17 protein-coding genes are annotated in these 19,777 nt (G+C 60.1%); 12 read left to right on the forward strand and 5 right to left on the reverse strand.

What is annotated here, in order from left to right; genetic code table 11:
• Positions 1–302 precede the first annotated feature (302 nt).
• Positions 303–1,253 (reverse strand): NAD-dependent epimerase/dehydratase family protein, encoded by a 951-nt coding sequence (locus BW990_RS21215; RefSeq protein WP_143526052.1) that lies wholly within the window; start codon positions 1,251–1,253, stop codon positions 303–305.
• A gap of 138 nt (positions 1,254–1,391) precedes the next feature.
• A complete protein-coding gene (locus BW990_RS03555) occupies positions 1,392–2,789 on the reverse strand; it encodes a pyridoxal phosphate-dependent decarboxylase family protein (protein WP_076445014.1) in 1,398 nt (465 codons plus the stop codon).
• Positions 2,790–3,203: 414 nt separating this feature from the next.
• On the opposite strand from BW990_RS03555, the gene BW990_RS03560 reads away from it, so the two are divergent.
• A complete protein-coding gene (locus BW990_RS03560) occupies positions 3,204–3,806 on the forward strand; it encodes a 2-hydroxychromene-2-carboxylate isomerase (protein ID WP_234990147.1) in 603 nt (200 codons plus the stop codon).
• 88 nt (positions 3,807–3,894) lie between these two features.
• A complete protein-coding gene (locus tag BW990_RS03565) occupies positions 3,895–4,206 on the forward strand; it encodes an antibiotic biosynthesis monooxygenase (protein ID WP_076445018.1) in 312 nt (103 codons plus the stop codon).
• A gap of 212 nt (positions 4,207–4,418) precedes the next feature.
• On the opposite strand, the gene BW990_RS03570 is transcribed toward BW990_RS03565, so the two are convergent.
• The gene (locus BW990_RS03570; RefSeq protein ID WP_076445020.1) at positions 4,419–5,615 is read right to left on the reverse strand and encodes a winged helix-turn-helix domain-containing protein; all 1,197 of its coding nucleotides are present in this window, start codon (positions 5,613–5,615) and stop codon (positions 4,419–4,421) included.
• Between the two features lie 329 nt (positions 5,616–5,944).
• Between BW990_RS03570 and BW990_RS03575 the strand changes: the two genes are divergently transcribed.
• Together BW990_RS03575 and BW990_RS03580 are read left to right on the forward strand one after the other, a co-directional pair.
• Positions 5,945–6,916 carry an MBL fold metallo-hydrolase gene (locus tag BW990_RS03575; RefSeq protein ID WP_076445022.1) on the forward strand — a complete coding sequence of 324 codons (972 nt, stop codon included), beginning with the start codon at positions 5,945–5,947 and terminating at the stop codon, positions 6,914–6,916.
• Between the two features lie 257 nt (positions 6,917–7,173).
• A complete protein-coding gene (locus tag BW990_RS03580; protein ID WP_076445175.1) occupies positions 7,174–7,878 on the forward strand; it encodes an IS6 family transposase in 705 nt (234 codons plus the stop codon).
• A gap of 491 nt (positions 7,879–8,369) precedes the next feature.
• On the opposite strand, the gene BW990_RS03585 is transcribed toward BW990_RS03580, so the two are convergent.
• A complete protein-coding gene (locus BW990_RS03585; protein WP_143526054.1) occupies positions 8,370–8,597 on the reverse strand; it encodes a hypothetical protein in 228 nt (75 codons plus the stop codon).
• Positions 8,598–8,803: 206 nt separating this feature from the next.
• Between BW990_RS03585 and BW990_RS03590 the strand changes: the two genes are divergently transcribed.
• On the forward strand, positions 8,804–11,596 hold the full coding sequence (locus BW990_RS03590; RefSeq protein ID WP_159441600.1) for a winged helix-turn-helix domain-containing protein: 2,793 nt from the start codon (positions 8,804–8,806) through the stop codon (positions 11,594–11,596).
• Positions 11,597–12,230: 634 nt separating this feature from the next.
• Here BW990_RS03590 and BW990_RS03595 read toward each other — a convergent pair.
• Positions 12,231–13,592 (reverse strand): aminotransferase-like domain-containing protein, encoded by a 1,362-nt coding sequence (locus tag BW990_RS03595; protein WP_076445028.1) that lies wholly within the window; start codon positions 13,590–13,592, stop codon positions 12,231–12,233.
• 254 nt (positions 13,593–13,846) lie between these two features.
• On the opposite strand from BW990_RS03595, the gene BW990_RS03600 reads away from it, so the two are divergent.
• From BW990_RS03600 to BW990_RS03630, 7 genes are read left to right on the forward strand one after another with little or no spacing between them, the layout of a single operon-like run.
• On the forward strand, positions 13,847–14,329 hold the full coding sequence (locus BW990_RS03600; protein ID WP_076445030.1) for an MSMEG_0572/Sll0783 family nitrogen starvation response protein: 483 nt from the start codon (positions 13,847–13,849) through the stop codon (positions 14,327–14,329).
• A 52-nt stretch (positions 14,330–14,381) separates the two neighbouring features.
• Complete coding sequence (locus BW990_RS03605) at positions 14,382–15,347, forward strand: Nit6803 family nitrilase (protein ID WP_076445032.1); 966 nt, start codon at positions 14,382–14,384, stop codon at positions 15,345–15,347.
• Positions 15,348–15,351: 4 nt separating this feature from the next.
• The gene (locus BW990_RS03610; RefSeq protein WP_076445034.1) at positions 15,352–16,470 is read left to right on the forward strand and encodes an MSMEG_0568 family radical SAM protein; all 1,119 of its coding nucleotides are present in this window, start codon (positions 15,352–15,354) and stop codon (positions 16,468–16,470) included.
• Positions 16,467–17,012 (forward strand): MSMEG_0567/Sll0786 family nitrogen starvation N-acetyltransferase, encoded by a 546-nt coding sequence (locus BW990_RS03615; protein WP_076445036.1) that lies wholly within the window; start codon positions 16,467–16,469, stop codon positions 17,010–17,012. Before BW990_RS03610 ends, BW990_RS03615 begins: the two co-directional genes overlap by 4 nt.
• Positions 17,009–17,989, forward strand: a complete 981-nt coding sequence (locus BW990_RS03620) for a sll0787 family AIR synthase-like protein (protein WP_076445176.1) — start codon at positions 17,009–17,011, stop codon at positions 17,987–17,989. The genes BW990_RS03615 and BW990_RS03620 overlap by 4 nt, the downstream gene beginning before the upstream one ends.
• Positions 17,982–18,260 carry an MSMEG_0570 family nitrogen starvation response protein gene (locus BW990_RS03625; protein WP_076445178.1) on the forward strand — a complete coding sequence of 93 codons (279 nt, stop codon included), beginning with the start codon at positions 17,982–17,984 and terminating at the stop codon, positions 18,258–18,260. Before BW990_RS03620 ends, BW990_RS03625 begins: the two co-directional genes overlap by 8 nt.
• Positions 18,242–19,531 carry an MSMEG_0569 family flavin-dependent oxidoreductase gene (locus BW990_RS03630; RefSeq protein WP_076445038.1) on the forward strand — a complete coding sequence of 430 codons (1,290 nt, stop codon included), beginning with the start codon at positions 18,242–18,244 and terminating at the stop codon, positions 19,529–19,531. Before BW990_RS03625 ends, BW990_RS03630 begins: the two co-directional genes overlap by 19 nt.
• Positions 19,532–19,777 lie beyond the last annotated feature (246 nt).

Here is a 19,777-nt window from a genome sequence, read left to right on the forward strand (position 1 = left end):
TTTGATTAACTTCTGAAGTTGGCGGGAATATAAGCGAAACGTGTCAAGACTATGTGCTTAACGCGCTGTTTTAAATGCAATCTTTCCGTTTGCAGCTCTTTGTCTCTGATCGTGAAAAGACAGGATGAGCCAATCAAGCGCGGACTGAGTTCCGCGTCCGATCCGTAGCTGACGTTCGCTGCCTAAGTTACGAATATCCGGAATGGGCCGTTCTCGCCACGAAAACAACGGCGGAGATCGGGCCTTCGCTGCATCCTTCATGAAGGTCGGCCCTGCGGACCACCCGGTCACAAATAGAATACCTAAAGGTTTTTCAGCACGGCGCGGGTCTCATCAGTTATTTTGTGAGCAGCGCAACAGGGAACGGCACCTGAATAGCCTCCCGGTAGGTTTGGTTTCATAGTGCCTTCAACTCCCGCCACATGCCTGACTCGCACGCCTCTTGCATGTATCTCTGCAAGCACCGCGCCAGACGGTTCCGGATACGTTTCATTCAGCAAGACCAGTTCAGGCCAGAGGTGCGGTACAACGGGTTTGATTGCATTCCGACGTGCAACGTCCACAAATATGACCGCTTGACCTTTCAGCTTTGGCAGGAGTGTCTCCTGGGCTTCGCTTGGCCCCTTCACATCAATGATATGAAGAACATCGCCTTTCTTCTGGAGAGCCTTGGCCAAATCACACCCGATATAACCAGCGCCACCAAACAACAGGATTGGCGGCCTCACACCCTCAAAATCTTTTTCAACAACCTGATCAATTGCGCTCAGCAACGCGCATCGAGTGGCCTCACGCGGATCGCTGACCACGAGTGTCCCCGTGTCGATTTGATGCTTCGCTAAATGGCTTGGCAGAAGACCGGCAAAGGTCATCTTTTCAGCTCCAACCAACCGCTGGATACAGCGCATCCGACGAAGTAGCTGGCGAAGTCTGACTTCGTTCTCCGGTATCATGAGGCATTTCTCGTCTGCTGCGACGGCCAAAGCCAAGCCCAATCCACCTCCTTGACTGAACATCGCGATAGGTGATGATATCCACTCCAACGCTCGGTACAGGCCCTGAAGATAGCCGACTTGAAATGTGTACGCTTCTCGGAAGCGAGGCTCTGCAGGATAGGTCAAATGAATCGACTCGATGCGTCGGGAGAGGTGTGCCACCGCGCCAACGACCAGATAAACAACATAGAACCGCGAAAGCAGCGCCAGCACCAATGCGGACATTTTTAGCCAAAAACGGTTGTTTTCGCGTCTCATAAATCAGCTGACTTTGCATTCGGAAGCGTCCAATGCGCCGCCCTATTTCCATAACATAAAAGCTTTTGGGGACTGCGAACTGATGTCCGTATCGAGCTCAAAGAGGGCCCGGCGAAGACGTGGTCCCGGTCCCCAACGTCATTTCATCCTTGCCCAAACGTCTCGTATGACATCGGCGGCAAACAAGACGTCCTCCCGTGTCGTCTCGAACTGGCCTACTTGAAATCGGATGACCTTTTTCCCCTGGAAGGCCCCTTGGGTCAGGTAGATGCGCCCATCGTCGTTGATGGCATCGACAAGGCGTTGCTGGTCCTTGTCGTCGCCCGGGCATCGAAACGTGAAAAGACTGAGCATCGGCTCCGTGACGATGTCGAACCCGTCCATGGCGCGCAGCACATCGCAGATTTCGTTGGCCCAACGCACATGGTTCCGAAGACGCGCCTTCAGGCCTTCAAGTCCGTAACTCCGGATCAGGAACCACAGCTTCAACGCCCGGAAGCGGCGCCCAAGCGGGATGGTCCACTCGGAATAATTGGTGACTGCGGCGCCTGTCGTCTTGAGATATTCCGGCTCGATCTTGAGGGTGTTTAGTTGTGGCTGCGGGTCGCGGAGGAACTGGACCGAGCAATCGAACTGCGCCCCCAGCCACTTGTGCGGGTTTATGACAATGCTGTCGTAGCCTGCGACCCCCGCCCAGAACTCCTCGCGGAATTCCTCGCAGATCATGGCGGCTCCGGCCCATGCGGCGTCGAGATGGGTATAGAGATCTTCGGTCCGTGCGACGTCGAGCACGGCGGCAAGATCGTCCGACGCGCCGACACCGGTGCCGCCGGTGATGGTGATGATGCCCGCCGGAATATGGCCGGCCGCCCGATCGCCCCGGATCGCTGCACGAAGGGCATCCACGTCAAGTTCATGCCGCGGGCTTCGCGTGGGCAGTTTGACCAGGTTCTCCTGTCCGATCCCCGCGATCCATGCCGCGCGATCAATAGAACTATGGACCTGCTCTGAACAATAAATCCGAAGCGTCCCCTTGCCGTTCAGACCGTCTCGGTTCCCGGTGTAGTCGATCGCACGCTCGCGCATGGTGAGAACTGCCGAAAGCGTGGCCGAGGACGCGCTATCCTGAATGACGCCGGTGTATTCCTCTGGCAGCGCGAGGGCCTGCCGCAGCCAATCGACCATGACGGTTTCCATCTCGGTCGCGGCGGGGGAGGTCTGCCAAAGCATGCACTGCGCTGCTATCGTGGTGACCAGCATCTCGGCGATCATCGAGGGCGGCGTCGCATTCGCAGGGAAATAGGCAAAGAAACGGGGATGTTGCCAGTGTGTCATTCCCGGCATCACGACCCGCTCGAAGTCGTCTATGATAGCGTCCATGGGCTGGCCTTGTGAGGGCGGTGCGGCCGCAAGTCCGCGTATCGTGTCGCCGGGCCGAGTTTGCGCCCGAACAGGCAAGTCTCGCAGCGATTTGTGGTAATCGGCAGCCCAGCGAGAAACGTACCGACCCCATTCCTCAAACTCGTCCCAGTCCATGCAGACGTCACTCCTTGATCGAAAGACCCGGACTGATCGTCAAATTGCCGCGCCTTGCATTCTATATGCCTGCAATAGGGTAGCTTTTATCTTCGAGGTTGAGCAATCCATGGAGGCTAATCGTGGAATTTGCCAGAGGCAGTACCCTCCCGCGTTGCCGAACTTCGCAAGGTGGCCGATGATGCGCGATGTCGCCAAACTCCGCTGTCGGGACGCTGCACCGCGGCGTCTGCTGGGAGCTTGGTTGTCCAGTATGGGCCGCGAGCGACACTCGGCTGACTCGTCTCGTACCGCCGATCGCAAGCAGCCCGAGGAGACATCTTGCGCGCCGACTGCTACCGTCACTTGAAAGCTTGGCCGGCGTTTACGAGGTAACCCGCTTCGCGGTTCTCGATGCGGAAGGGACCGGATAACGTGAAACTTGAAATATGGTTCGAATTCGCAAGCACCTATTCCTACCTTACGGTCTCGCGCGCCGAGGATCTGCTGGCGGGCACCCCGGTCGAACTGGCATGGAGGCCGTTCCTGCTCGGGCCGATCTTTCGTGATCGCGGCCTTGAGACGTCGCCTTTCGTCCTCGACCCCGTGAAGGGCCGTTACATGTGGCGCGATATGGCACGTCGCTGCGAGCAATACGGACTTCCTTTCATGCATCCGACTGTCTTTCCGATGAACGGCTTGAAAGCGGCGCGGATCATGACCGCAGCCCTAAACGAGCCCTGGAGCGGTGCTTTCGCGCGTTCAGTTTTCACGGCGCAGTTCGGGCGTGGCGCGGACATCTCGGATGACGGCATCCTCAGGACCGCGCTCGAGGCGTGTAGCATCCCACCGGAGCCGTGGCTCGATCGGAAGCACTGTCCCAAGACCAAGGACGCCCTGCGCACGGCGACCGACCGCGCGCGCCGCCTCGGGATATTCGGTGCCCCCAGCATGGTGGTCGGTGACGAACTCTTCTGGGGCGACGACCGATTGGAGGATGCGATCGCATTCGCCAGCAGCGCGCGGTGCCCGTCGTGACGATGCACGTCGCGGTATGCCGAAACCTTGTCATCACAGGAGACACGAAATGATTGATGAGACGCCGAGTTCCGGTCCCATACTGAGAATGTTCCAGGTCCGTACCAAACCTGGCCGCGCAGCAGAACTGATCGGGAAATTCGGGGTGACCTCAGCCAAGGTGGTGCGCGGTCATCCGGGGAACCAAGGCTACTTCTACGGGTACGGCGTTGGATCGAACGAGGATTATGTCGTCTTTACATCGGTCTGGCGCGATCTCGAAGCGGTGAAGGCGCGGTTCGGAGACGCCTGGCGGGAATCCTTTCTTCCGCCCGGCTACGAGGACCTGATCGAAGACTGTTCCATCCACCATATCGATGTCGGCTCGGGTTGGCATGTGGACCTGGCGCGAGACATTTGAGTACGCCAAACGATAGAGAGCTTGGTGTCTGCAACGGCCCCCAATCCCCGAGTTCAGTCAGTCCTCAATTTCGCGTGCGCAACGAATGTCCGGAAAGCGGGTTGCCACCGCAGAATTCGACGCCAACGTCGAGTGACCGGTATGGGCCGGTAGCATTTGTCCGGCACGGGCAGCCGACAAATCAAGGGCCATGAGCAGCCTTGAACCCCGGGTTATTCGTTCAACCAGCCCCTGGAATACTCGACTAAGTCAGCCCCGGCCAAGTGCCTGACCCGTTCGAGTTCCGACATCAAGGCAGACCTCCGCGCTTTTCCCACCCGCACACCGAATTCCGGCCAGAACGCGCGAACTACGAGAGTTTTGCCGAAGCGTTTGGCGTCCAGCCGACCGATCAATCGATCTCCCTGCAGCACGGGGAAGATGTAATACCCATACCTTCGCTTGGATTCCGGGACGTAGATCTCGATCCGGTAGTGGAAGTCGAACAGGCGCTCCGCACGCGCGCGGTCTCTCAACGCAGGATCGAACGGAGACAAGAGGCGAACATGAGAACTCGGTTCCGGCAATGACCGGGCGTGGTCCAGATTGGCTTCGGTGGTGAAGGCAAGACGTCGGGATCCATCGGCCATCTCGATGTCCGCCTGGATGATGCGGCCGCTGGCGAGAGCATTGGCACACCAGGCCTTCGCTTCTTCTCTCGTCACGATCTCGAAGAACGCTGCCAGCTCACCACTTGTGCCAAAACCGAGCCGATCGAGCGCCTCTGACATCGCCCAGTCGATGATTTCCTGATCGTCAATTCGGCGGTTGCGCATCTCTTCGGGGATGATCCGCTCGGCCAGGTCGTAGAACTTCCGGAACCCTCGGCGATGGCACACCACAAGCCGGCCCGATCGCCACAGGAACTCCAGGGCCGCCTTCGAGGGATGCCAGTCCCACCAACCCGACGACGACCGTTTCTCGCCAGGACCGACATCGAGAGAGCAGGCAGGGCCCTTGTCGGCAACATGCTGAAGCACGGTTTCGATTTCGACCTCCCATCTGTGGCGGCGCGCTTCCGACCACTGCGCGCGCATCCGCGCGTCGTCGCGGGCAAACTTCAGTCGCCACATTGGATAGAACTGCATCGGGATCACGGCCGCATCGTGAGTCCAATGTTCGAACGCCGAACGATGGCGCGCCACGGCGTTTTCGAGTGCTCGTGGCCGATATTGTCCGCGCCGTGACCACAAGATCAGGTCATGGGCGCGCGCCAGCGTGTTGACGCTGTCGACTTGGACAAAACCGAGACTTTGAATGACGTCGTCCAAGTCGTTGCCCCGGCCGGGGCCCGACACCGTCCGTAGCAACAGGTGTAGGTCCAGGAATAGGCGGCGCGCGCTGAGATTGTCCAAGAACGGTCGGGTCATCCAGTCACGCTATCACCGATACCGCGTTGGTGTTTTATTGTCTGCTGCGCCGGAGAAGTTGCGGAACCGCATCCGGAGATCGGAGGTCCGGTAAGGGCCGTGAGTGGTATGTTACCTGGGCCGATCCTCCATGACGCCGCAAAGCGGAGAAGGTCAGCTTCGAGCCCGAGTTGTGGTGTGCCGCAAATCCGTAAGATGTCCGCTGTTCGTCCGAGGGCCGTTGGTCTGTCCATGCTCTCGGTGGGTGGTCATCTGAAATTTAGACCTATTTGATCAAAAGCATTCGGTACGCAGGATTGAAGTTCTGCATATTAAACAAGGAATAACTCATGACTTCTTTCGATCTTTCGCGCCGTGGATTGATTCTGGGCGCCGCGGGTGGGGCCGCCCTTCTTGCCGCCGGACGCCCACACCCCCTGCAAGCGGCGGCCCATGCAACGGCACCACTTCCGACCTTCTATGATCGTATGGTAGGCAATCTGCGCGTGACGACATTGCTGGACGGGTATTTCAAGCTCGATCAGAATCTTGTCACGAACCTCGAGGACGAGCAAATCGCGGAAGGAATGAAGGCAGCCTATCTTGACCCCACGGATCCGATTCCGCTGGCAATCAGTACTCACGTCATTCGTCAAGGAGACGAAGTTAGTTTGATCGATTCTGGTGCGGGCGGTGCCTTTGGACCAACCGCAGGCAGGTTGCGCACATCGCTGGAGTTGCTTGGCGTTGCACCTGAAGATGTGACGCGCATTGTGTTGACTCACATGCACCCGGATCACATCGGGGGATTGATCGGAGATAGTGGCCCGGTTTTCCCGAATGCATCGTTGCATGTCAGCGAAGCCGATCATGCCTTCTGGACGGACGAGACGATCGCATCGGGTGCGCCGGAGTCGTCGCAAGGTTTCTTTGCCCTGGCACGTGCTGTCAGCGAGGCCTACACTCAACGGACTGAAATGTTTGGTGAAAATACCGATCTTGGTGGGGGCCTCACCACTTTGGCAATGCCGGGGCATACCCCAGGACACAGTGGGGTCCGTGTGTCGGATGGCTCTGATCAGTTGATCATATGGGGAGACAGCACAGCTTTGGCGTCGCTGCAGTTTAGCCACCCTGATGCCGGTATAGCCTTTGACGCAGATGGCGTGCAGGCCGCCGAGACGCGCCGCCGTGTCTTGGATATGGTGGTTTCCGACAAGATCGCCGTTGCGGGCACCCATTTGCCGTTCCCTGGTATCGGTCATGTCGAAGAAAAAGACGGGGCTTACGCTTGGGTTCCAGAAGAGTGGCAGCACATATAGAGCAGTCGTCCCGCCAAACTGAGAGCTGGTCGCGGATTTTCGGACCGGTGTTACACTTATGTAGTTACTAAAGCACCTAAACGAAGATGACGAACCGGACACGCTACGCCTGCTGAATGGCGCTGTCGGATCAATTCCAATTTGTCCGACAGCGCTAATAGGGCGACATCATGCTGACAACCCGCGCGATTGGTTCCGAAGGCTCTGTCAGACAAACTCAGCTTGAGGCAGGGCAGGGGCGCGAGTACCGTTCCGCCATGCCTAAACCCAGCCCGTTCAAGTGGTTCAAGACGAGCCCCGAGATCATCGGTTTGGCGGTGATGTTGTACGTCCGGTTTCCGCTGTCGCTTCGAAATGTTGAGGATCTACTCCACGAGCGCGGCGTCGACGTGAGCCATGAGACCGTGCGTTTCTGGTGGCACCGCTTTGGTCCAATGTTCGCCTCGGAGATCCGAAAACGCCGGATTGAAGGCATGCGCTCCAGCCGCTGGCGTTGGCACCTCGACGGGATGTTCGTGAAGATCAACGGCGAGACCCACTATTTGTGGCGCGCGGTGGATCAAGAGGGTGAGGTTCTTGAAAGCTTCGTGACGAAGACCCGAGACAAGAAGGCGGCGCTCAAATTCCTAAAGAAAGCAATGCGCAAGCACGGTCGCCCAGAAGAAATCGTGACTGACAAGCTCCGATCCTATGGCGCTGCGTTGAAGGCGCTTGGATCCGAAGGTCGGCAAGAAACCGGCCGCTGGAAGAACAATCGCGCAGAGAATTCACACCTGCCATTCCGACGAAGAGAACGGGCGATGCTCCGCTTCCGGCGGATGCGAAGTCTTCAGAAATTCGCCGCCATCCACGCTTCTGTCTCGAACCATTTCAAGCTGGAACGCAGCCTCTCAAGCCGAAACCTCTTCAAGCAGAACCGCGCCGCCGCTCTCACTGAGTGGCGCGGCCTTTGCGCGGTATAAGGGACAGGTCTACTGTCCTAATGGAGACTGGTTCGAATTAGTCTGCCAGCACCGGCGAAGACGCTGACGACCGCTTCTCGAGCCGAGTACTCTTGAAAGATGCTACAGTGGTCCGAGCGATGTGAGTTTCTATAGTCTCCTCGCGGCAAGTCAGACGGACCGACATTGATAAGCTGCTTCGTATCTACGACTGCTTTTCCCGAGATTGGCATTGGGCCGTGAGCGGCTGCCTCTGGTCGAGTGCTCGAGCGAAAGTTTTTGGCCAGTAGTCATGTGTCCGGTGGTTCGGGCGGGGAGTGGGCATTCGCCGCACCGCAGTGCTTCAAGTTATCCGGCCCCCTAAGCGGACTTTCTTTACGCCTGTTAGGGCGGACGATTTGATCGAACGGTCAAGCATTAAGAGCACAAGCCAAATGGGCTGCCTTGGACATATAAGCTTAGCAGCGAGAGGCTGGCCAATAGGTGAGTTGAGGGCACGCGCGATTGGAGCTCTATGAACGTGGCGCACTCGGAGCTTCCTCCGGCGCGAACATCTTTTCCTGCAATTCGTCGATCATTGAAAAAATCTCCATAGGGTTGGGCCGTGCGAAGTTGCAGCGCGCGAGATGGGCATCCAGGGTGCTTCCGTTGCTGACGAGGGTCCACGTCCACGTGTCGGCCCGCGCTGTCGTGGTGTAAATTCCGGCGACGAGGGCGATAGAACAGATCAGGGTTTTCATGTAACTTTCCTTAAGAGCATGTGGGCGCTTGCAAATGATCCCGAACTTTGAAGCGCTGAGGGGACTGTCCTTGAACTCTGGAATGACCATCGCCGAAAAGTCCTGAAAGGGTCGCCGAAAAAAAACGAAAAAATCCAAAAAGAGAATGATTTTCTTCTATGAATCAGAGGGCTACGTTGAAACTCGGTGGATGCTCCTTTGACCCGATGACAAGCGAGTTGTTCGGTTCAGACGGTCAGCCTCGTCCGCTACGTGCACAATCAGCTCAGGTTCTTGCCGTCCTCGCAGCACATCCGAATGAGGTCGTCAGTAAGGAAGACCTGTTCGAGGCAGTTTGGCAGGATTTGAGTGTGACGGATGACAGTCTGACTCAATGCATTGGCGACATTCGCAAGGCGATCGGGGATACAGACCGCACCATTCTGCGTGCAATACCCAAAAAGGGGTATCAACTTATCGCGGTCCGTACCCTGTCGCTGAACGGTGATGGTGTGCCTTTTCAAGGGCGCGGGCGGCTCTGGACGGCAGTCGGCGGCGTCGTAGCGTTCGCCCTAATTGTCGTCGTTCTGCTGGGCGTGTGGCGCATGCAACAGGCTGACCAGGCGGTTCAGTCCAGCGGACCCAAGGCATCCATTACTGTTCTGCCCTTCGCGGACCTGTCGCCGGATCGCGACCTTGGGCATTTCGCGGACGGAATGACCGAAGACCTGATCACCGATCTCGCACGCTGGAAGGAGTTTCAGGTCACCGCACGGAACTCTGCCATGACCTACAAGGACCAGCCAATCGACGTCCGTCAGGTCGCGCAAGACATGAACACGCGCTATGTGCTGCAGGGTAGCGTGCGGCGGTTTGGCGACGAGATGCGGATCACAGCCCAGTTGATCGACGGTGAAACCGGAAACCACGTCTGGGCCGAGCGGTTCGAGGAAACGGACGATGATGTGTTGGCCCTGCAGGACAGTGTCATCGGTAGGATTGTCCAGTCGCTGATTGGCAATCACGGCGTCGTGCGCGAGGACGAATACGCAAAGACCTGGGCCAGGGCAGAAGCCGATCTGGACGAATACGATTACTATTTGCGTGGTCACGCACTGTTCTACCGGTTCACGCCAGAGGACAACGAAAAGGCCATCGAAATCTGGAAAGAAGGGCTTGCGCGGCACCCAGACTCTGGTTTGCTGAAAATCAAGCTCGGCTGGGGGCATCTGGCGGAGCTGATTTGGTATTCCACAGACACTCCGCACACCCTCGAAACCGTTCATGATCTGGTTCGGCAAGGTATGTCCGACCCCAGTTTGCCGCCTGCAGGACATCGGTTTGGACTGTGGTTGCTTGCCGAGGTTCAGGCGCAGATGGGGGACCGCTCGGGGGTTGTCGAAACAGTTCAGGACGTCGTTGACGCCTACCCGTTCGATACCGAAGGCCTCATGATCATGGTCGGCCCGACGACAGCCGTAGGGGACTACGCCTTTGCCGAGGAGTTGGCGTCCAGAGCCTCGGGTCTTGGGTATCGCCTCGACCCTCCCGATTACACTGATGTTGGCACCCTGCGATACGCCCAGGGCGATTGCGCGCGGGCGATCCCGCTGCTTGAAAAGGCCCTCATGACGGATGTCGCGACACTGCTCTTGGCGGGCTGCTATGCCGAGGTCGACCGGGTAGGTGACGCGCAGCGGCTGCTCGCAAAGTCATCGGCCGACCATGGGATTATTGCGCCGGAGGACTTCCCCGCGGAGTTCCGCTCCACGCCGGGTGTCGCAGAGAGGTTGACCGCGCAACTGGCCAAAGTCGGCTGGCCAGCGCCCCCGCGCGAGAACCCCTCGATCATCGTCCTGCCTTTCCGTGACCTGTCGCCTGATACGTCGCTGGCTCATTTCGCCGACGGGATGACCGAAGACCTGATCACCGGTTTGTCGCGCTGGAGAGACTTTCAGGTCGTAGATCGGATGACGGCCATGAGTTTTCGTGACTCAGGTCTGAGCATCGCCGAAATCGCCGGGCGTACCCAATCCCAGTACGCTCTCGAAGGCTCGATAAGGCGGCTTGGCGATGTCATTCGGATCACCGCTCAGCTTGTGGACGCCGAAACGGGCCGCAATGTCTGGGCGCAGCGCTATGACGAAACTGAGGCGGACATTCTGGCGATGCACAACGGCATCTTCGACCGGATCGAGCGCAGTCTTATCGGGACGATGGGGGTCGTCCACACGGCGGAGTTCCGCAAAAGCTGGGCACGCAGTCCAATGCGTCTGGACGAGTATGACTATGTCTTGCGCGGGCACTCCCTGTTTTATGAGTTCACACCCGATGACATGGTGCACGCCCTGCAGATATGGGACGAAGGGCAGGACCGCTTCCCTGATTCCAGTTATCTGAAAATCAAGCGGGCCTGGGGGCAGTATCTCTGTAACGTCCTCTACTGCTCTGAAGGCCCGTTCGATTACAAAGGGATCGCGGACCTGCTCGAGGAGGGCCTCGCTGATCCTATGCTCCTCGCGATGGGAAAACGTCATGGCTCATGGCTGCGCATCGCGCTCGCCGCAGTCCGAGGAGATGCTGACACAGCAAGCCAGACGGCCATTGAGTTGGCAGCGCTTTACCCTTCGGACGTGGAAGGGCTGCTTCTGGCCGCTCAATACACGGCCAGAGCTGGCGCTGTCGGTACGGCCCAAAAGATGGTCGAACTCGCGGGGCCTCTGAAACAGAGACCGATGCCCTACTTCTACTTCGATGCTGCGTTTGTTCATTTCATCCTGGATGATTGTGAGGCGGCGCGGCCCTTCCTCTCCGCCGGTCCTTTCCCTGCGGACGGGTTGATGCGCGCGGCCTGTTACATCGAGTTCGGAGAGATTGACCGCGCTCGCAGGGAGCTTGACCGGGTCAGAGAAAAGTTCGGACTGCGGAACCTCGACACACCGCTGCTCGATTTCCTCTATTTGCCGGACGTCCAGGCCCGGCTGGAGGCAACGCTTGCCCAAGTCGGATGGCCGGAATGATGTCTCGAACGCACGCACCTTTGAAGACGCTGCCTTGATTGGCTTTGTGCGACCGTTCAGCGGAGTGCGAAAACGGCAATTGGTACGCATGAAGCTAATTTGCACTTTGCCCCCACAAAAGGGATGCGATCGTTGCTAATGTGGCGCTTGCGGCGAATGACAGGTTTGGCGACGCCGCACAGCGGCGCATGCGGCTTTGAGAAACGGCAGCTAAGGGCCGTACGCGTCCTTGGTTACTTGGGCGGGAACCGGACCTCCTCAGCATTTTTTTATAAGGTCTGTTAAGCGGAAAAATACAATGTCTTGATCTCCGCGCGTGGGCCTGTTGAACCGCCCCCTTGCCTCATCTGCCCAAAAGTTAGGGCCGGATAGATTTGCCACTAAGGCTTGTTTCAGATCCGCGCCAAGGCCAGGGAACAGGTGGCGCTCTGCGAGAAGCCACACTCGACATTTTGGAGAATAGCTTTCGCCAATGAGCGTCGGCCAAAAAGTGGTCTATCACTTGTTGACTGACGTTCCTAATATTCGACGGGACAGCCCGACTCCATCAGATTTTGAAGGGCTCGCATGCACCTGATCGGCATTTGAGCCCATCTTTCAGAGGATATCGTGCCAACAGGGTGGGTATCGCGATTCAGAACCTATTCGTGGTCAAGTAAGCCAGCAGTCCCAAAGCATCCCGAAGCTCGGTGCGCGAAATCTGACCACCCAAGCACACACGCAAACTCTCCGACGGCGCTCCGCTGACGGTGAAGGCATCGGACGGCATGATCCCGACACCGGTGCCCGCCATTCGGCCAATGACATCCGCTCGGCTGATCCCCTCGCGCAGGCGAAGCCAGATATTGAAGGCGTGGCGCTCGGATTCGTACTCCGATTGGGCCAGCACCTGCGATGCGATGGCCTGCCGCGCCAGCGTCTCCTCCCGGATAAAGCGGCGTATCTGGTCGGCGGTGCCGTCGGTGATCCAGCGCGTGGCCAACGCCATCATCAGCGGCGACGGCATTACCGAGACCAGGCGTAACTGGTGTGCCAACTCGCGCGCCGCCAAGCTGTTGGGCGCGACTGTGTAGGCCAGGCGCAGGCCAGCGCCGATGCATTTGGCGAGGCCCCCGATGTGCCAAACCAGATCCGGAGCGAAACTCGCGAGCGGCGCAGGCGGATGCGGCGGAATGAAGCCATAGGCGTCGTCCTCGATCAACGGCAGCTTGTGCGCGATCAGGACCTCCGCGATTTGCTCCCGCCGCGCCAGCGAGATCGTGCGCGTCGTGGGGTTCTGCAGCGTCGGGTTGAGATAAAGCGCCTTGGGACCATTCTGGACGATCGCGGCATCAAGCGCGTCCGGATCGATGCCCTCGGCATCGCCCGGCAGCCCCACAAGCCGCAGACCGAGCCGGCCAGCAATCCCGCGAAACCCTGGATAGGTCACGTCCTCGCAGAGTAACGTGTCCCCGGTACGTGCCAGCCCGGTCAGGATAGCCAGTATGGTCGGATGCGCGCCTGGTGTGACCGCGATGCGGTCGAGTGAAGGCACAAGACCACGGAGCGACAACCATGAGGACGCGGCCTCCTTGTCGATCTGCCCGCCGGTTGCCGATTGGTAGCGAAGAAGATCGATAAGATTCGCCGATACAGTTTGCAGACCGTCCTGCATCCGAGCGAGCAGAACCGGATCGTCGGGCTCGGGCGGCAGGTTCATGGTCAGATCGACATCGGCCTGCCTGCGGAATTCGCGCTGCCGCGTATCGGCGGGTGATTGAGCCACGAAGGTCCCACGCCCCACATGACTATCGATCAGGCCGCGCCGCTGCGCCTCCGCATAGCCGCGAGAGACGGTGGTGAAGTCGATGCCCAGCCGCTCTGCCAAGCGCCGCTGTGGCGGCAGCCGGTCCCCGCGCGACAGCGTGCCGTCGGCGATCCCTTCGGCGATTGCATCTGCCAGTTGCAGGTAACGTGCGACGCCTCCGCGGCGCAGGATTGGGGACCATTCTTGCATGTCATCTGATTACAATCGATTCGTGCCAGATTGAAGCACTTTGTATGGATAATTCTGATCGACCCGCGATGAAAACTTCAAAAACTGCTAAATTTTGCAACTGAATCGCGTTAACCTGCCGCCAAATAGGCGCTGATATTAGAGCTGCTGACAAAATTGTATGCATAAATGAACTGCAATTTGATTGCATCATTTACGTTGCGCAGGGTGACCTCACGAAATCATCCCGGCGAAACGGCAATCGGAGGAAGCGCATGCCTGCAGTCACCATGGAAAAGCACAAGGACGGAGATTTCTTCGTCGATTACGAAGACAAGGTATTCGAGGACGTTAAGGCCGAAGAAGGTCAGAAGGCCCTCGTGACCTTCCACACCGTCGCCTTTGAGGGCTCGATCGGCCTGGTGAATATCCTCAACGCGATCCGACTCAACCGGAAGGGCTATGAGACCTCGATCCTGCTATATGGCCCCGGTGTCACGCTCGGCATCCAGCGCGGTTTCCCGACACTCGGCGATGCGGCCTTTCCGGGCCACCAGAACTTCGCCGACAACCTCAAGAAGTTCATGTCCGAAGGCGGCAAGGTCTATGCCTGCCGCTTCGCGCTGCAGGCGCTTTACGGCCATGGCGAGCCGTCGCTGCTGGAGGGGATCATTCCGATAGCGCCGCAGGACGTGCTCGATCTCAAGCTGATCCATGTGCGCGACAATGCCGTCATCGTCGATACCTGGACGCTCTGATCGCTGCCCGCCGGGGCCGCCACAGGCCCCGGCCCCAATTCTCGGAGGTTTCATGTCCCGCATCGTCAAGGCGGCCGCCGTCCAGATCGCACCCGATCTGACCAGTCGTGACAAGACCCTCGCAAGGGTCCTCGACGCCATCGACGAGGCCGCGGGCAATGGTGCCGATCTTGTCGTCTTTCCCGAAACCTTCGTGCCCTATTATCCGTATTTCTCGTTCGTGCTGCCACCTGTACAGCAGGGCAAACCGCATCTCGCGCTCTATGAGCAGGCCGTGACCGTCCCCTCGGAAGAGACCCGCCGCGTGGCGAAACGCTGCGCCCATCACGGCGTCGTCGCCGTTCTGGGCATCAATGAGCGGGATCACGGTTCGCTCTACAATGCGCAACTGATCTTCGACGCCGACGGCACGCTGAGGCTAAAACGGCGCAAGATCACGCCGACCTACCATGAACGAATGGTCTGGGGGCAGGGAGACGGCTCCGGCCTGAAGGTGGTCGACACGCGTGTCGGTCGTCTCGGCGCGCTGGCCTGCTGGGAGCATTACAACCCGCTTGCCCGCTATGCGCTTATGACACAGCACGAGGAAATCCACGCCGCGCAATTCCCCGGAAGTCTTGTCGGCCCGATTTTCGCAGAACAGATCGAGGTCACCATGCGCCACCACGCGCTGGAGGCTGGCTGCTTTGTCGTAAACGCCACCGGATGGCTGACCGAGGATCAGATTGCCTCCGTCACCGACGATGTCGCCCTGCAAAAGGGCCTGCGCGGCGGGTGCATGACCTGCATCATCACACCCGAAGGCCGCCATGCTGTACCGCCCCTGACCGAGGGCGAAGGCATACTTTATGCCGACCTCGACATGGCGCTGGTGACCAAGCGCAAGCGCATGATGGATTCCGTCGGCCATTATGCTCGGCCCGAGCTTTTGGCGCTGCGCCACGACCCGTCGCCCATGGCGACACGCCACATGACTGCCCCCGAGGTGCCCTTCCCATCCATCCCGCTGGAGGACTGACCCAATGCCAGATACCGGCTCCGTCATCACCGACCTGCAAACCCGCGGCATGCGGATGATCGACCCGCGCGCAGGCGCAGACAGCCGCCGTGGCGGTGCGGGCCCTACCGACCACAAGGCGGTCACCATCGACGGGCTGACCGTGATGATCCCTGTCCACACCCATGCCGCCTTCGACAGCCCCTATATCGTCGACGCGCCCGATGCCGAGGGCCGCGCGCGCGTCACGCGGGACGGTGCGTTTTTCGCCGAGATCAGTTTCCCAAAACGCCCGAGCTTCCTGGACCTCGCCACTGCGGATGGCATCCCCTACGGCCATATCGCACAGCTTCATGCGAAAGACGTTCTGGCCACGACCGTGCTGCAGACCTGCATCCGTTACGAGAGCCGCAAAAAGACCTGTAAATTCTGCGCCATCGGCCAAAGCCTCGCGGCTGGGCGGACCATCGCACACAAGACCCCCGCACAGCTGGGCGAGGTTGCGGCGGCTGCCGTCAAACTCGATGGCGTGAAGCACATGGTCATGACCACCGGAACCCCTGCGGGCAAGGACCGCGGCGCGCAGGTGCTCACAGATAGCGCCGAGGCGATCCGCGCCGCCGTCGACCTGCCGCTGCAGGCACAGTGCGAGCCGCCCGAAGACGATGCCTGGCACCGGCGCATGAAGGATGCCGGGATCGACAGCCTCGGCATGCATCTCGAGGTCGTCACGCCCGAGCTGCGCGCCGAAATCATGCCCGGCAAAGCGCAGGTCCCGCTGGAGAAATATTTCGACAGTTTCGCCGCCGCCGTCGACGTCTTCGGCTGGGGCCAGGTCTCGACCTATATCCTCGCGGGTCTGGGCGATACGCCGGACGCGATCCTGGAGATGTCCGAGCGGCTGACGGCGATGGGCGTCTATCCGTTCGTGGTGCCGTTCGTTCCGGTCTCTGGCACGCCGCTGGAAAGCCATGCTGCGCCGACCCCGGCGTTCATGCACAAACTCCTGCCGCCCTTGGCCGCAATGATCCGCAAGGCCGGAATGAGCGCAGAGGATATCAAGGCCGGTTGCGGACGCTGCGGCGCATGTTCCGCGCTCTCCGCCTTCGAGAAATTCGTGCCGAAAGAGAAAGCGCTCGCATGATCATCGAAAAGCCCCAGGCCTTCGTCGCACCTGAATTCCTGATCCGCCAGGCGACGCAGCCTTGGGAAATCGGCGGCGCGGCGTCGCTCAGGCACCGCACCTTCGTGTCCGAACAGGGCATCTTCGCCGATCACGACCGCGACGAGATCGACAAGATCGCGCTGCCGCTGGTGGCTATCTCTACCATCGCGTCCGAGGCCGACGAGGTCGTTGGCACGGTGCGTATCCACGAAGCCGATCCGGATGTCTGGTGGGGCTCGCGCCTTGCGGTGGCCCCGGGCTACCGGCGCGTCGGGCGGCTCGGCACCGAGCTGATCCGACTGGCTGTCGGCACCGCCCATGCGCGCGGAGCCAAGCTGTTCCTCGCCTATGTGCAGATGCAGAACGTGCCGCTCTTTGAAAAGCTCGATTGGGAGGGGCTTGGCGCGCAGGATCTGCATGGCCACCCGCATATGAAGATGCGCGCCGACCTGTCGGCCTATCCCGCGATTGAGGACCCGACGCGCGGCTGGATGGCATTGACGTGGCGGCGGGCCGCATGATCGACGTTGCTGCTCTTGCCGCAGATCTGGCCGCGCATCCCAACGTCACCGGCAAGCGCGACATTGACGTCGTCTGCGGCGCGCTGGGTCTGAGCCAGAACAGTCCAGGCCGCCCCGGCGACGATGCCGCCGCGCTGCCGGACAGCGACGGCTGGCAGCTGGTCGCGACAGAGGGCTTTATGAACGAGTTCGTGGCGGATGCGCCCTGGTTCGCAGGCTGGTGCGCCGTCATGGTGAACCTGTCAGACATCGCGGCGATGGGCGGACGCGCCTCGGCGCTGACCAATGCACTCTGGGCGCAGGGCCCGGAACAGGCCGCCGAGATCCTGCGCGGTATGGCCGAGGCCAGCGCGACTTATGGCGTGCCCATCGTCGGGGGCCATTCCAATCTGCGCACGGACCGCGCGCAACTCGCCGCGACCATGCAGGGCCGCGCAAAGGCCCTGATCACCAGCTTCGACGCCACGCCGGGCGACGTGCTGATCGCGGCGGTCGATCTGCGCGGGCGCTATCCCGGCGAGAGCGACAATTTCGCGGCGTTCCTCGGTGCGCCGGCTCAGCGCTTGCGCGGCGATCTCGAACTGTTGCCAGAGCTTGCCGAGGCAGGGCTTGTCCACGCGGGCAAGGATATCAGCCAGGGCGGCATCGCGGGCACGGCCCTGATGCTGGCCGAATGCTCGGGCTGCGGGATAGAGGTCGATGTCGCCGCGATCCCGCGTCCCGAAGGCACGGATCTCGCGCGCTGGATGCGCACCTTTCCCAGCTTCGGCTTTCTGCTGACCGCCAAACCCGCAGATGCGCCCGCGATCTGCGCGCGATTCGCTGCACGTGACATCGCCTCCGCCGAGATCGGTCGCATCACATTCGGCAGCGCCGTCACCTTGTGCGACGGAGCTGCGCGTGCCCCGCTCTGGGACCATGCGGCAAAGCCCTATCTGGGCCTCGCCCCCACCGCAAAGGATCCGATCGATGCCTGAAGTGACCTTCCGCCTGCGCTGGCCCGACGGGTCGGAGGACAACTGCTATTCGCCTTCGACGGCGATCCGCGAACACCTGAAACCTGGCGAGTCTTATCCATTGGCGGACTTCATGGACCGCGCCCTTCATGGCCTCGATCGGGCCGCACAGCGCGTCGAGGCCAAATTCGGCTTCCGCTGCAGCTCCGCCGATGCACAGGCTGCGCAGATCAAATCCCGCGCCGCCGCCTTTTCCCCCGAGGAGACGATCACATGCCTATCCATGACCTGACAGCGCCCGCCGAGGCCCGCACCCATCTACCCGTCGTCATTATTGGCGCGGGCCAGGCGGGCATGTCGGCCTCCTGGCATCTGTGCAAAGCGGGCATCGAGCATGTCGTGCTGGAACGCAACACACGCTTCCACGCCTGGAAAAACCAGCGCTGGGACAGTTTCTGCCTCGTCACTCCGAACTGGCAATGTCGCTTGCCTGGCTTTCCTTATTCTGGCGATGATCCGGATGGCTTCATGCTCAAAGACGAAATTGTGAACTACGTGGAGGCCTTTGCGGAGAGTTTCGATGCACCTCTGCGCGAGGGTGTGACCGTAACCCGTGTGGTGCGCGACGCAGCTGGGCGCATTGAAGTGGATACCGATGACGGGCTTTGGTCGGCCGATCACGTCATCGTGGCCTCAGGTGGTTATGATCGCCCCATCACGCCGTCCTTTGCGGCTGGACTCGACCCGTCGATCACCCAGCTCCATACCCGCGATTATACGGGCCCGGACGACATCCCCGAGGGCCGCTGCCTCGTCGTTGGCACGGGCCAGTCAGGTGTGCAGCTGATGGAGGATCTGCACATTGCAGGCCGGGATGTGTCACTCGCCGTTGGCCCCGCGCCGCGCAGCCCGCGCCAGTACCGGGGGCGTGACGCGACCGAATGGCTGCACGCCATGGGCTATTACGACATCACCATTGATCAGACGCCTGACCCCAAGGCGACTGAGGCCAAGACCAATCACTACATGTCGGGGCGCGATGGCGGGCACGAGATCGACCTGCGCCGCTTCGCAAAAGGCGGATTGCCGCTTTACGGCTCGGTCACCGGCGTGGACGGCACGCAGATCTCCTTCGCGCCCGATCTGGAGAAAAACCTGGATGATGCCGACAAAAGCTATGTCGGAATCCGCGAGATGATCGACGCCTACATCGCGCGTGAAGGCATCGACGCCCCAGTGGAGCCGCCTTTTGAGAAGGTCTGGCGACCCGAGACCGAGATCACCGAGATCGACGCTGCTCAGGAGGGAATTACATCTGTTCTTTGGTGCATCGGGTTCCGGCCAGATTACAGCTGGCTGCAGCTCGACTGCCTCGATCCCAACGGACGCCCGGTGCATCGTCGCGGTGTCTGCCAGGACCCGGGCGTCTATTTCCTGGGGCTTGGCTGGCTGAATACCTGGGGCTCTGGGCGGTTTCTGAGCGTTGGTGAGGATGCCGAGCATGTCACGGGAGTGATCTTGGCGCGTCTGGACCAGACCGGGCGTGATTGCCGCTACGGCTAAGACCGGCGGCGAAATCTGCCGACGCGCAGACTTCGGTATGGTTTTCAGATGTTATCTTCGCTGCGGTCTTTTTTGGGACTTTTGCGCGGGATGCGCCTCTCAATATGGACCAGCCCGAAGTCAAGCGCGCCCATCCGCGACGGTCCAACACTGTTGGATGTCACCGAGAACTGACCCGGCAGCAGTCGGAATTGTCACTGAGATTTGACCCATGTGGAACCTTGCCTCTGACGGAGTTCGTCGGGG

Origin of the sequence: Roseivivax lentus (assembly GCF_900156805.1) — a bacterium.
Classification (GTDB): domain Bacteria; phylum Pseudomonadota; class Alphaproteobacteria; order Rhodobacterales; family Rhodobacteraceae; genus Roseivivax; species Roseivivax lentus.

Bases quoted from the DNA above. Each gene is read 5' to 3' on its own strand.
- BW990_RS21215 (WP_143526052.1), bottom strand. From the start codon at position 1,253: ATGAGACGCGAAAACAACCGTTTTTGGCTAAAAATGTCCGCATTGGTG.
- BW990_RS03555 (WP_076445014.1), bottom strand. From the start codon at position 2,789: ATGGACTGGGACGAGTTTGAGGAATGGGGTCGGTACGTTTCTCGCTGG.
- BW990_RS03565 (WP_076445018.1), top strand. From the start codon at position 3,895: ATGTTCCAGGTCCGTACCAAACCTGGCCGCGCAGCAGAACTGATCGGG.
- BW990_RS03570 (WP_076445020.1), bottom strand. From the start codon at position 5,615: ATGACCCGACCGTTCTTGGACAATCTCAGCGCGCGCCGCCTATTCCTG.
- BW990_RS03575 (WP_076445022.1), top strand. From the start codon at position 5,945: ATGACTTCTTTCGATCTTTCGCGCCGTGGATTGATTCTGGGCGCCGCG.
- BW990_RS03580 (WP_076445175.1), top strand. From the start codon at position 7,174: ATGCCTAAACCCAGCCCGTTCAAGTGGTTCAAGACGAGCCCCGAGATC.
- BW990_RS03585 (WP_143526054.1), bottom strand. From the start codon at position 8,597: ATGAAAACCCTGATCTGTTCTATCGCCCTCGTCGCCGGAATTTACACC.
- BW990_RS03590 (WP_159441600.1), top strand. From the start codon at position 8,804: ATGACAAGCGAGTTGTTCGGTTCAGACGGTCAGCCTCGTCCGCTACGT.
- BW990_RS03595 (WP_076445028.1), bottom strand. From the start codon at position 13,592: ATGCAAGAATGGTCCCCAATCCTGCGCCGCGGAGGCGTCGCACGTTAC.
- BW990_RS03600 (WP_076445030.1), top strand. From the start codon at position 13,847: ATGCCTGCAGTCACCATGGAAAAGCACAAGGACGGAGATTTCTTCGTC.
- BW990_RS03605 (WP_076445032.1), top strand. From the start codon at position 14,382: ATGTCCCGCATCGTCAAGGCGGCCGCCGTCCAGATCGCACCCGATCTG.
- BW990_RS03610 (WP_076445034.1), top strand. From the start codon at position 15,352: ATGCCAGATACCGGCTCCGTCATCACCGACCTGCAAACCCGCGGCATG.
- BW990_RS03615 (WP_076445036.1), top strand. From the start codon at position 16,467: ATGATCATCGAAAAGCCCCAGGCCTTCGTCGCACCTGAATTCCTGATC.
- BW990_RS03620 (WP_076445176.1), top strand. From the start codon at position 17,009: ATGATCGACGTTGCTGCTCTTGCCGCAGATCTGGCCGCGCATCCCAAC.
- BW990_RS03625 (WP_076445178.1), top strand. From the start codon at position 17,982: ATGCCTGAAGTGACCTTCCGCCTGCGCTGGCCCGACGGGTCGGAGGAC.
- BW990_RS03630 (WP_076445038.1), top strand. From the start codon at position 18,242: ATGCCTATCCATGACCTGACAGCGCCCGCCGAGGCCCGCACCCATCTA.